The organism is Corynebacterium sp. 045007, from assembly GCF_040743205.1.
GTDB lineage: Bacteria > Actinomycetota > Actinomycetes > Mycobacteriales > Mycobacteriaceae > Corynebacterium > Corynebacterium jeikeium_D.
Map to the genome: position 1 here is coordinate 1 of NZ_JBFLKW010000065.1, position 230 is coordinate 230.

General features: G+C 60.9%; 1 pseudogene. It reads left to right on the plus strand.

From position 1 onward, the window contains the following. Positions 1 to 230 (plus strand): annotated as a pseudogene (locus AB1Z34_RS11210) (IS256 family transposase); the annotation flags it as partial.

The following is a 230-nucleotide window of genomic DNA, read 5'->3' on the forward strand; positions in this document are numbered from 1 at the left end:
GGAGCGTTTAGCGCGATCAAAAAGTGCTGGCCCACCACGAAAATCCAGCGTTGCCTCGTCCACGCCCAACGCGTTGTACGCCGCTACACCACCTCACGGCCCCGGACTGATGCCGGGCGCACCATCTACCGACTGGCGCTGAAACTGACCCGGATCACCACCCTGGACCAAGCAGCAGCATGGGGTGCACAACTGCACGAATTCTCCACGATCTACCGTTCCTGGATGGA